Here is a 12260-nt window from a genome sequence, read left to right as displayed (position 1 = left end):
GAAGATGGAAAATTTATTGGAAGTAAAAAATCTGCAATTCTCTTTCCGTACATACGGTGGAGTTGTAAAAGCTGTTCGTGATGTCAGCTTTGAAGTCCGTCCGGGAGAAATTCTTGGTATAGTTGGAGAATCCGGATGTGGAAAGAGTGTTACCTCTCAGTGCCTGATGAGACTGAATCCGGAACCGCCTGGATTCTTTGAAGGCGGAGAGATTCTTTATAAAGGAAAAGATGTTCTGAAAATGAACAAAAAAGAACTTCGTCAGTTCCGTGGAAAAGAGATCAGTTATATTTTTCAGGATCCTATGACCTCATTGAACCCGACAATGCGTATCGGAAAACAGATTGAAGAAGTATTCGTCGGAAGAAAAGGTATGAGTGCAGCTGAGAAAAAAGCAAAAGCACTTGAAATCCTTAAAATGGTAGGTATCTCTGATGGAGAACGCCGTTACAAACAGTATCCACATGAACTTTCAGGTGGTATGAAACAGCGTGTTATGATCGCGATCGCTCTGGTAGGAAGCCCGAGCATCGTTATTGCCGATGAGCCGACTACTTCTTTGGATGTTACAATTGAAGCGCAGATTCTTGATGTACTGAAAAATCTTCAGAAAACACTTGGGACATCTATTATCCTGATCACACATGACCTTGGTGTTATCGCAAAGCTTTGCGACCGTGTACTGGTTATGTATGGAGGAAAGATCGTAGAACGTGGATCTGTAGATGAGATTTTCTATGATACAGCACATCCTTACACAAAAGGACTTATGCATTCAATTGCCAAACTGGATACAGCAAAAGGCCACAAATTGCAGCCAATCGAAGGAACACCTCCGGATCTGTTTGCACCTCCGAAAGGATGTCCGTTCGCAGCAAGATGTGAATACTGCATGGAAATCTGTAAAGATATGCCGCCACAGACTTATGAGCTTTCAAAAGAACATGAAACCTGTTGCTGGCTGCAGCATGAATATGCACCGGATACAGACATGAGAAGAAAAGTAACTGAGAAAGGAGAGGTGTAAAATGGAAAATACAGAAAAAAAACAGCCTCTCGTACAGGTGAAAAACTTATGTAAATATTTTGAAATCAGCCGTAAAGAAACCTTAAAAGCGGTTGATGATCTTACATTTGATATTTATAAAGGTGAGACAGTCAGCCTGGTAGGTGAGTCCGGCTGTGGTAAATCTACAACAGGACGTACCATGATCAAGTTATACAATCCGACTTCGGGAAATGTATATTATGATGGAAAAGATATTTTCAAATACAATCATGCAGAGCAGAAAGAATTCTGTAAGAAGGTACAGATGATTTTCCAGAACCCGTATTCATCACTGAACCCACGTATGACTGTTAAGGATATCGTTGGAGAAGGTCTGAAACAACATGGAATGTCAACAAAGGATGCAGATGCAAAAGTAGAGCAGCTGCTTGCTACAGTTGGTCTTAATAAAGATCATATGTCACGTTTCCCACACGAATTCTCAGGTGGACAGAGACAGCGTATCGGTATCGCACGTGCTCTTTCTGTTGATCCGGAATTCATCATCTGTGATGAGCCGATTTCAGCTCTTGATGTGTCTATCCAGGCACAGGTTATCAATATGCTGAAAGAACTGCAGGAAGAAAGAGGACTGACTTACCTGTTTATCGCGCATGACCTTAGTGTCGTAAAATATATTTCTGACCGTGTAGTTGTTATGTACCTCGGAACAATGGTCGAGACTGCTGAGACAGATGAACTTTATGCTCATCCGATGCATCCATATACACAGGCACTGCTTTCTGCAATCCCGGAAGCAGATCCGAATAAAGCAAAAGCGAACCAGCGTATTCCGATCAAGGGTGAGATCCCAAGCCCGATCAATCCGAAGAACTGCTGTCGTTTTGCTGAGAGATGTCAGCATGCGACAGAACGTTGCTTTAAGGAAATGCCGCAGATGAAAGAGATTGCTCCTGGACATAAGGTGGCATGCCATCTTGTAGAAGATAAATAAAAAGTAGTAATATAATAAAGAAGGCGAAGGACTTAAGAAGAGTTCTTCGTTTTCTTTTTGTTTTATGAGAAATTCCGATGGAACTTTCTGTGAAAAAACACTATATGCCTTGGCGGATTAAAAAATTTTCAGAAAAATTGTGCAGAATCACAAAATACGGATTGACACGAAAACATTGACAATATAAGGTAAAAACGATATTATATAGAGATGTAATTGTAATTAAAGCGTCATATCGTGTAATAGTTATGTAACAAATGAAAGTGAGTGTATATGGAACAGAGAAAATCAGCAAGGAGAAGATCGTCTGATGGAACTTCTAATAGAAATATGCGAAGTATCAATAACAGCAGAGAAGTAAGCAGACGGGCTAAGGGGAAGAACCGGTATGCTTATGAAGAAGACCGAAGATCTGCCCGATATTATGATGATGAGGAAGATTACTACAGAGAACGACCGAAAAAGAAATCATCTTCGAATGATAAGAAGAAAAGAAGACCGGAAGAAGACTATCAGAATATAAGAAAGATGTCTGACCCGGAGAATAATAAGAATCGTAAAAATAAACGGCGCAGAGGAAGAAAGAAAAATCGGGTAAGCAGAACGATTGGAATTATACTTGCAATTATCCAGTTTATCCTGTCTGTAGTACTTGCAGTGAATGTGATGCTGTTCAATGTACTTACTTCTACTTATTTCCTGGTACTGATCGGAGTGCTGCTGATCCTGCTTGGAATTACCTTGCTGACACAGATAGCGGCAAAAGGAAAAGGAATTGGCGGAAAGATATTCTGTATACTGATCTGCATCATTCTGGGAGTGGGTTCTTTCTATATAGGAAAAGTAAATAATGCATTCCAGAAGATTACCGGAAGCAATAAGAAAACAAGTTCCATGGTAGTTGCGGTAAAGGCGGATGATAATGCAGATACTTTATCAGCAGCAGCCGGATATACATTTGGTGTTCAGTATGCGACTGGTGGAGACCAGACGAAGTCGGCAGTCAAACAGATTGAAAAGGAACTGGGACAGAACATTACTCTTCAGGAATACAGTAATCTGGGAGAAGAAGCACAGGCATTATATGACGGAGAAGTAGATGCGATTATCTACAACTCAGCTTACAGTAATATTATCAAGGAACAGTATTCAACCTTTACAAAGGATACAAAGGTTATTTATAAGCACAATATTGTTGTTGAAATTGAAAGCGATACATCTGATGAAAGCGTTACAAAGCCATTTGCGGTTTATTTGAGTGGTATTGATACAAATGGTGATATCACAGAACAGGGACGAAGCGATGTCAATATCGTAGCGGTTGTCAATCCGACGAGCCATCAGGTATTACTGATTACGACCCCTAGAGATTATTATGTACCAATCCCGGGAGTATCCGGAGGACAGGACGACAAACTGACACATGCAGGAATCTATGGTGTGGATGTGTCTATGCAGACGCTGGAAGAACTTTATGATACAGATATCGAATTTTTCGGAAGAGTTAATTTTACATCTATGACCAGTGTGGTTGATGCACTTGGCGGACTGGATGTTGAATCAGATCTCGAATTTGATACAGGATGGGAGTCGGGTGCAGAGATTCATGTAAATGAAGGAATGAATCATTTTGATGGCATTAGTGCACTTGCTTTTTGCCGTGAACGTCAGGCACTGCCAGACGGGGACAACGGAAGAGGAGTCCATCAGCAGGCAGTTATCACTGCAATCATTAAAAAGATGATGTCACCGGCAATGCTCCGTGGGGCAAGCGATATTATTGAAAGCGTCAGCGATGGTGTGGATACGAACTTTACTTCCAGCCAGATCCAGTCGCTGATCAAGACTCAGCTCAGAACCAATGCAAAATGGAATATTTATTCCGTGGCAGCGGATGGAACCGGGGGAACAGATATCTGCTATTCTTCAGGAGATGAAGAGCTTTATGTAACGTATCCGGATGAAAATTCAGTGGCTGAGATCATTGGATTGATCAAAAAAGTAAAAGACGGAGAAATAATCGAAGGATCCGTAAGTACAGAATAAAAATGAAGAAAAAGTCAAGGTATGATTTGGAAAATATTTTTCAGAATACCTTGACTTTTTTTTTGCAATATACTACAATAAACAAGCGTGCGAAAAACGATGCACTGTTTTTCTGCGCATTTTAAACAGAACTTGTTTAAAATCGTAACCAATTATTACTTCATAGGAGGTGAAAGAGATGCCAACATTTAACCAGTTAGTAAGAAAAGGTCGTCAGACAGCTGTAAAGAAATCTACTGCACCGGCTCTCCAGAAAGGATACAATTCTTTGAAGAAAAGAGCTACAGACACATCTGCACCACAGAAGAGAGGTGTGTGTACAGCAGTTAAGACAGCTACACCGAAGAAACCGAACTCAGCTCTTAGAAAGATCGCCAGAGTACGTCTTTCAAACGGAATCGAAGTAACAAGCTACATCCCAGGAGAAGGTCACAACCTTCAGGAACATAGCGTTGTTCTTATCCGTGGAGGAAGAGTAAAGGACCTTCCGGGTACAAGATACCATATCGTTCGTGGAACACTTGATACAGCAGGTGTTGCAAAGAGACGTCAGGCTCGTTCTAAATACGGAGCAAAGAGACCAAAAGACGCAAAGAAATAAGCACTTGATTTTAGTGTAAAACGAAACTAAATCGTATCACAAACAGAACTATGAGAATAGTTGGTTGCGGGTTTAATTCAGATATCGCCTGCCACGTGGCAGGCATCGGAGATTGTCCCGCCAACGATACACATAGAAAGACACATGTGAGTACCGATGAATTATTCACGCAAAGCAAAGCTTTGCCAATATGTATAAGGAGGGAAGAACCGTGGCACGTAAAGGACATACTCAGAAAAGAGACGTATTAGCGGATCCGTTATACAACAACAAGGTAGTTACAAAGCTTATCAACAACATTATGCTTGACGGTAAGAAAGGTGTAGCTCAGAAAATTGTATACGGAGCATTTGACAAAGTCGCAGAGAAAGCTGAAAAACCAGCTATCGAAGTATTTGAAGAAGCAATGAACAACATCATGCCTGTACTTGAAGTAAAGGCAAGACGTATCGGTGGAGCTACTTATCAGGTACCGATCGAGGTAAGAGCAGACAGAAGACAGGCTCTTGCACTTCGCTGGCTTACACTGTACTCTCGTAACAGAGGCGAGAAGACAATGGAAGAAAGACTTGCAAATGAAATTCTTGATGCGGCTAACAACACTGGCGCATCTGTAAAGAAGAAAGAAGACATGCACAAGATGGCAGAAGCAAACAAAGCATTTGCTCACTATCGTTTCTAATTATAGGAGGAAAAAATCTTGGCTGGAAGAGAATATCCATTAGAGAGAACCAGAAATATCGGTATTATGGCGCATATTGATGCTGGTAAGACCACTCTTACAGAGCGTATCTTATACTATACCGGTGTTAACTATAAGATTGGTGATACTCATGAAGGAACTGCTACCATGGACTGGATGGAACAGGAGCAGGAAAGAGGTATCACGATCACTTCAGCAGCTACAACATGTCATTGGACACTTGAAGATCATACAAAACCGAAAAAAGGTGCTCTTGAGCATCGTATTAATATCATTGATACTCCGGGACACGTTGACTTCACTGTAGAGGTTGAACGTTCACTTCGTGTACTGGATGGTGCTGTAGGTGTATTCTGTGCTAAGGGTGGTGTTGAGCCTCAGTCAGAAAACGTATGGCGTCAGGCAGACACATACAACGTACCAAGAATGGCCTTCATTAACAAGATGGACATCTTAGGTGCAAACTTCTACAACGCTGTAGAACAGATTAAGACAAGATTGGGTAAGAACGCTATCGTTCTTCAGTTACCAATCGGTAAAGAAGATGATTTCAAGGGAATCATCGACCTTATGGAAATGGAAGCTTACATCTACAATGATGACAAGGGTGATGACATCACAGTATGTGAAATCCCGGATGACATGAAAGAAGATGCTGAGCTTTACCATACAGAACTGGTTGAAAAGATCTGTGAATTGGATGACGAACTTATGATGATGTATCTTGAGGACGAAATCCCGACAGTAGATCAGCTCAAAGCAGTTCTTAGAAAAGCTACTTGTGAATGTACAGCAGTACCGGTTTGCTGTGGATCTGCTTACAGAAACAAGGGTGTTCAGAAGCTTCTGGATGCAATCGTTGAATATATGCCGGCTCCGACAGACATCCCGCCAATCCAGGGTGTTGACGAAGATGGTAATGAAGTAGTAAGACATTCTTCAGATGAAGAACCTTTCTCAGCACTTGCATTCAAGATCATGACAGACCCGTTCGTAGGTAAGCTTGCATACTTCCGTGTATATTCAGGAACTATGAATTCAGGTTCTTATGTATTGAACGCTACAAAGAATAAAAAAGAACGTGTTGGACGTATCCTTCAGATGCATGCTAACAAGAGAATGGAATTGGATAAAGTATATTCAGGAGATATCGCAGCAGCGATCGGATTCAAGTTCACAACTACAGGTGATACAATCTGTGATGAACAGCATCCGGTAATCCTTGAATCTATGGAATTCCCAGAACCAGTTATCGAGCTCGCTATCGAGCCTAAGACAAAAGCTTCTCAGGGTAAACTTGGTGAATCTCTTGCAAAACTTGCAGAAGAAGACCCGACATTCCGTGCTCATACTGATCAGGAAACAGGTCAGACAATCATCGCCGGAATGGGAGAACTTCATCTTGAAATCATCGTAGACAGACTTCTTCGTGAATTCAAGGTAGAAGCTAACGTAGGTGCTCCGCAGGTTGCATACAAAGAGTCCTTCACAAAAGCAGTTGATGTTGACAGCAAGTATGCTAAACAGTCAGGTGGACGTGGACAGTACGGACACTGTAAAGTTAAATTTGAACCAATGGATGTCAATGGTGAAGAAACATACAAATTCGATTCTACTGTTGTCGGTGGTGCAATTCCGAAGGAATACATTCCGGCTGTAGGCGAAGGTATTGAAGAAGCCATGAAAGCTGGTATTCTTGGTGGATTCCCTGTAGTAGGTATTCATGCAACCGTATATGATGGTTCTTACCATGAAGTCGATTCTTCAGAAATGGCATTCCACATTGCAGGTTCTCTTGCATTCAAAGATGCTATGAAGAAATCTGACCCGGTACTCCTTGAGCCTATCATGAAAGTTGAAGTTACTATGCCGGAAGAGTACATGGGAGATGTTATCGGTGATATCAACTCTCGTCGTGGACGTATCGAAGGTATGGATGACCTCGGCGGTGGAAAGATCGTTAGAGGATATGTTCCGCTTTCAGAAATGTTCGGATACTCTACAGACCTTCGTTCCAGAACTCAGGGACGTGGAAACTACTCAATGTTCTTCGAAAAATATGAGCCAGTTCCGAAGTCTGTTCAGGAAAAGATTTTATCTAACAAAAACGCATAAAAAATACGAAAAAGGCTTGAAAAACTGTACTTTATGAAATATAATCAGTATTAGCCGAGTTAAAACATCGTAAACTAAAATGCCCTATTGGGTGGTATATTTAAGGAGGATATTCAAAATGGCTAAAGCTAAATTTGAAAGAACAAAACCGCATTGTAATATCGGTACTATCGGTCACGTTGACCACGGTAAAACAACTCTTACAGCTGCTATCACAAAGACACTTGCAGCAAGAGTACCAGGAAACACAGCAGAGAACTTTGAAGATATCGATAAAGCTCCAGAAGAAAGAGAACGTGGTATCACAATTTCTACAGCTCACGTTGAGTACCAGACAGAGAAACGTCACTACGCACACGTTGACTGCCCAGGACATGCTGACTACGTAAAGAACATGATTACAGGAGCTGCTCAGATGGATGGAGCTATCCTTGTTGTAGCTGCTACTGATGGTGTTATGGCTCAGACAAGAGAGCACATCCTGCTTTCTCGTCAGGTAGGTGTTCCTTACATCGTTGTATTCATGAACAAATGTGATATGGTTGACGATGACGAACTTCTTGAATTAGTAGAAATGGAAATCCGTGAACTCCTTGACGAGTATGAATTCCCAGGAGATGATACTCCAATCATCCAGGGATCAGCTCTTAAAGCTCTTGAAGATCCGAACGGACCATGGGGAGACAAGATCATGGAACTTATGGATGCAGTTGATTCATACATTCCGGATCCAGAACGTGATACAGACAAACCATTCCTTATGCCTGTAGAAGACGTATTCTCTATCACAGGACGTGGTACAGTTGCTACTGGTAGAGTAGAACGTGGTGTACTTCACGTATCTGATGAAGTAGAAATCGTTGGTATTAAAGAAGAAACACGTAAAGTAGTTGTAACAGGTGTTGAAATGTTCCGTAAACTTCTTGATGAAGCTCAGGCTGGTGACAACATTGGTGCTCTTCTTCGTGGTGTTCAGAGAGACGAAATCGAAAGAGGACAGGTTCTTTGTAAACCAGGTTCAGTAACTTGCCACCACAAGTTTACTGCACAGGTATACGTTCTTACAAAAGATGAAGGTGGACGTCATACTCCATTCTTCAACAACTACAGACCACAGTTCTACTTCCGTACAACAGACGTAACAGGTGTTTGCGAACTTCCAGAAGGAACAGAAATGTGCATGCCTGGTGATAACGTAGAAATGACAATCGAACTGATCCATCCAGTAGCTATGGAACAGGGACTTCGTTTCGCTATCCGTGAAGGTGGACGTACTGTAGGATCAGGACGTGTTGCTACAATCATCGAGTAATCACTGACTAATATATATTGAGTACCGCAAGGTACATTGTGTCCAAACGTAAGATACCCCGGAACCAAGGTTTCTGGGGTTTTTCTGTTTTGTGTAAAAGTTTAAAATAAGGCTGTAAAGAATAGCGAATAAATTAAAAACAGGCAGGTATGGGAAGAAAATGAAAACCTTCGCATATCTGCCTGTGATACTGTTATGATACTATTTCTGTTCGTTATTGGAAAATTTCTGTGTTAAAAGTTCATCTCGTTTACGGATTCGTGTCTCAAAATCCAGTTCTTCAATTTCTTTATGGGTGACAGGTTTGGAAGTGTAGTATTCCAACGTCTGCTTTTTCCACATATCAAACATATCTTTGCCTGTGAAATAAGATTCCAGGCTTTCTCTGTTCTCCTGCAGATCAGCAAGAAAATTACACATATCTGCGTTTAAAGAATGTTCCGGATCATTTCCATAAAAGCGAAGTCCGGCATACCATTTCTGTGTTTCTGTTTCTATATCACCGGGAAGTTTATTATTTATATCCAGTTCATACCGGAGTTCATTGGATTCATTCATCTGCAGTAAAACCCAAAGAATATCGCTGAGAGTAGAAATCTGTACTTTATTTTCAGATAATCCAAATAACCAGTCCAGTGAGACATGAAATTTCTGAGCAATAGTCAATAACACATCATTGGAGGGAGTAACCACACCATTTTCATAACTGGATAAAGTTGACTGACGTATACCAATAGCTGCGGAAAAGTTTTTTTGATTCATCTTCAGATCAGTTCGTAGCTCTTTTATTTTTTCTGAAATAGATGATTCCTGCATATTATCCACCTCCTTAAAAGCTATGATTAGTATATCACAAATGATAAAAATCAACAATATAGAAAAATATCATTCACACAGATAAAAACCATTGACAATGATTATTCAAAATGATATAGTATCAGTGAAAATGATAATTATAGACAAGGAGGAAATGATATGCAGAGACAAAACTATATGATTACAGCGGAAGAAGTTGCAGAGAGCATGGGGATTTCACTTGGATATGCTTACAAGCTACTTCGCAAACTGAACAAAGAGCTTGCAGATCAGGGATATGTGACCGTTGCGGGCAAGATACCGAGAGCATTCTGGGAAAAGAAATTTTATGGATATTCCCAGATTGCAATGTAAAGGGGGGAGAAAGTATGGCAGCATACAAAGATGAAGAAAGAGGAACCTGGTATGTTTCATTTTATTATGAGGACTGGACAGGAGCCAAAAAGCGAAAAGTAAAAAGAGGATTCCGCACTAAGAAAGAAGCATTAAATTTTGAAGCGGAGTATAAAAGAACAGCGAAAGCAGACATGGATATGACAATGGGAGAGTTTGTAGAAGTCTACTTCCGAGACAAGTCTCAGTCATTGAAGGACAGGAGTATCAAGAATAAAAGAGATACGATGAAGGCTCAACTGTTACCGTATTTTAAGGACAGACCAATGAACAGTATTACACCAGCAGAGATTATCCAGTGGCAGAATACGATTATTGAAAAAGGATATTCAGATGATTATCTGAAAACAATACAGAATCAGATGACGGCATTATTCAATCATGCGAAGAATATCTACAATCTGGCAGATAATCCCTGTGACAAAGTAAAACGTATGGGAAAGACTTCAAAAAAGAAAATGAAGTTTTGGACAATTGAAGAATATCGGCAGTTTATGACCGGAATAGAACCGGGAAGCAAATATTATGTGCTGTTTGAATTATTATTCTGGACAGGAGCGAGAGAAGGCGAAGCACTCAGCATTACACCTGCTGACATTGATTTTGAAAGGAATCTACTTCATATCAATAAAACTTACTACCGTATGCATGGAGAGGACGTGATTACATCTCCAAAAACAGAAGAATCAAACCGTACGATTTCCATACCGGAATTTCTGAAAAAAGAGATTCAGGACTATATTAGCAGACTGTATGAGTTGCCCGAAGATGAACGGATTTTTCCAATGGTTCATGAAGCGGTACAGCATAAGTTAAAACAGGTGGTTCAAAAGACCGGAGTAAAAAAGATAAGAGTACACGACATTCGTCACAGTCATGCGGCATTTCTGATTAATAAGGGAGTGCCACCATTGATGATTAAAGAAAGGTTTGGACATACGGACATTCGCATTACATTGAATACTTATGGGCACTTATATCCAGATCAGCAGAAAGTGGTGGCAGATATGCTGGATGATGAAAATATAAAAAGCTCCGGAAGTACGAACAACCGGAGCGATGTGACAAATGGGGACGAATCCACAAATGTCAACCCTAGACAAGTTGATTATAGCAGGGATTCTTCCAGAGAACAACAGAGAATTGGCGAGAACAGTTGGGAAAATGGAGGAATTTATGGAACAGAGAAATGAGAATAAAACAGAATTGAAAATGATAAAGATGTCAGATGTCCAGTCCCAGACAGTGGACTGGCTCTGGTATCCATTTATCCCTTATGGAAAATTAACGATCATTCAGGGTGATCCGGGCGATGGAAAAACTACGCTGATATTAAATATTGCAGCGAGATTGTCTAAAGGAGAAGGTCTGGATAACGATATGAAAGTAACAGAACCAGTAAATATTATTTATCAGACAGCGGAAGATGGGCTGGCAGATACGGTAAAACCCAGACTGGAGCTGGCAGAAGCGGTCTGTGAAAGAATCATGGTTATAGATGAAACAGAAAAATCACTTTCCATGATAGATGAGAGACTGGAAACTGCTATCAAACGGACTGGTGCGAGAGTGCTTATTTTAGATCCGATTCAGGCATACCTTGGAGGAACAATGGATATGAACCGGGCAAATGAAGCAAGGGATATGACGAAAAGATTGAGTTTGTTGGCAGAAAAATACAAATGTGCAATTTTATTAATCGGACACATGAATAAAGCTGGGGGAAATAAAGCTGCATATAGAGGAATGGGTTCGATTGACTTTTTTGCAGTAGCCAGAAGCGTATTACTGGTAGGAAGAATAGAGGGAGAACCGGATTTAAGAGCAGTGGTTCAGATTAAAAATAATCTGGCTGTATTTGGGCATTCCAAAGCATTTCGCTTGACAGAAACAGGATTTGAGTGGATAGGTGACTATGAAATCACAGCAGATGAGGTGCTTGGTGGAATTGCGCCAAAGGTAAATAAACTGGAACAGGCAAAGAAGATGCTGAGGGAACTGGCAGAAACATCAACTTCTGTGCAAAGCAGTGAAATCTTTGATATGGCAGAAGATTTGAATATTTCTAAAAGAACACTGGAAAATGCAAAAAAGGAACTTGAAATTAAGGCAAGACGAATCGGCAATTCATGGTATTGGGATTTAGATAAAGTTAAGCCGGAATAAATTAAGGGTGCAACATTGCAGAGTATATAGAAAATGCGGAATTAAAATGCAAGGTTGCAATCTGTAAAGACATTGCAGTGTTGCGTCCTTACATAAATTGTAAGA

At 40.6% G+C, this 12260-nt stretch carries 11 protein-coding genes; 10 read left to right on the top strand and 1 reads right to left on the bottom strand.

What is annotated here, in order from left to right; genetic code table 11:
- Window positions 1-4: 4 nt before the first annotated feature.
- From AB5213_RS00480 to tuf, 7 genes are all read left to right on the top strand, one after another.
- Window positions 5-1027, top strand: a complete 1023-nt coding sequence (locus tag AB5213_RS00480) for an ABC transporter ATP-binding protein (protein ID WP_055155422.1) — start codon at window positions 5-7, stop codon at window positions 1025-1027.
- Between the two features lies 1 nt (window position 1028).
- Window positions 1029-2003, top strand: a complete 975-nt coding sequence (locus AB5213_RS00475; RefSeq protein WP_008373513.1) for an ABC transporter ATP-binding protein — start codon at window positions 1029-1031, stop codon at window positions 2001-2003.
- A gap of 273 nt (window positions 2004-2276) precedes the next feature.
- On the top strand, window positions 2277-4049 hold the full coding sequence (locus tag AB5213_RS00470) for an LCP family protein (protein WP_147574828.1): 1773 nt from the start codon (window positions 2277-2279) through the stop codon (window positions 4047-4049).
- A 178-nt stretch (window positions 4050-4227) separates the two neighbouring features.
- Window positions 4228-4650 carry a 30S ribosomal protein S12 gene (rpsL, locus tag AB5213_RS00465; protein ID WP_008373516.1) on the top strand — a complete coding sequence of 141 codons (423 nt, stop codon included), beginning with the start codon at window positions 4228-4230 and terminating at the stop codon, window positions 4648-4650.
- Between the two features lie 211 nt (window positions 4651-4861).
- Window positions 4862-5332: a 30S ribosomal protein S7 gene (gene rpsG / locus AB5213_RS00460; protein ID WP_207642082.1), complete on the top strand. Its 471-nt coding sequence runs from the start codon at window positions 4862-4864 to the stop codon at window positions 5330-5332.
- Between the two features lie 18 nt (window positions 5333-5350).
- Complete coding sequence (fusA, locus tag AB5213_RS00455; protein ID WP_044999122.1) at window positions 5351-7468, top strand: elongation factor G; 2118 nt, start codon at window positions 5351-5353, stop codon at window positions 7466-7468.
- 118 nt (window positions 7469-7586) lie between these two features.
- On the top strand, window positions 7587-8780 hold the full coding sequence (gene tuf / locus AB5213_RS00450; RefSeq protein WP_044999124.1) for an elongation factor Tu: 1194 nt from the start codon (window positions 7587-7589) through the stop codon (window positions 8778-8780).
- 201 nt (window positions 8781-8981) lie between these two features.
- Here tuf and AB5213_RS00445 read toward each other — a convergent pair whose 3' ends face one another.
- Entirely contained in the window at window positions 8982-9596 is a 615-nt protein-coding gene (locus AB5213_RS00445) for a helix-turn-helix domain-containing protein (protein WP_070100139.1), read from the bottom strand.
- A gap of 159 nt (window positions 9597-9755) precedes the next feature.
- Here AB5213_RS00445 and AB5213_RS00440 point away from each other — a divergent pair, with 159 nt between their 5' ends.
- The 3 genes from AB5213_RS00440 to AB5213_RS00430 are packed head-to-tail and all read left to right on the top strand — an operon-like array spanning window position 9756 to window position 12155.
- The gene (locus AB5213_RS00440; RefSeq protein WP_055053915.1) at window positions 9756-9950 is read left to right on the top strand and encodes a hypothetical protein; all 195 of its coding nucleotides are present in this window, start codon (window positions 9756-9758) and stop codon (window positions 9948-9950) included.
- A gap of 14 nt (window positions 9951-9964) precedes the next feature.
- Window positions 9965-11182: a site-specific integrase gene (locus AB5213_RS00435; protein ID WP_195999183.1), complete on the top strand. Its 1218-nt coding sequence runs from the start codon at window positions 9965-9967 to the stop codon at window positions 11180-11182.
- Window positions 11154-12155, top strand: coding sequence for an AAA family ATPase (locus AB5213_RS00430; RefSeq protein WP_195999184.1), 1002 nt, complete (start codon window positions 11154-11156; stop codon window positions 12153-12155). Before AB5213_RS00435 ends, AB5213_RS00430 begins: the two co-directional genes overlap by 29 nt.
- Window positions 12156-12260 lie beyond the last annotated feature (105 nt).

It is taken from the genome of Coprococcus sp. RTP21204st1_G4_RTP21204_210225 (assembly GCF_040915385.1).
Lineage (GTDB): Bacteria > Bacillota > Clostridia > Lachnospirales > Lachnospiraceae > Allocoprococcus > Allocoprococcus comes.
The sequence above is the reverse complement of the archived record's forward strand: the minus strand, read 5'-3'. Positions and strand labels throughout refer to the sequence as shown.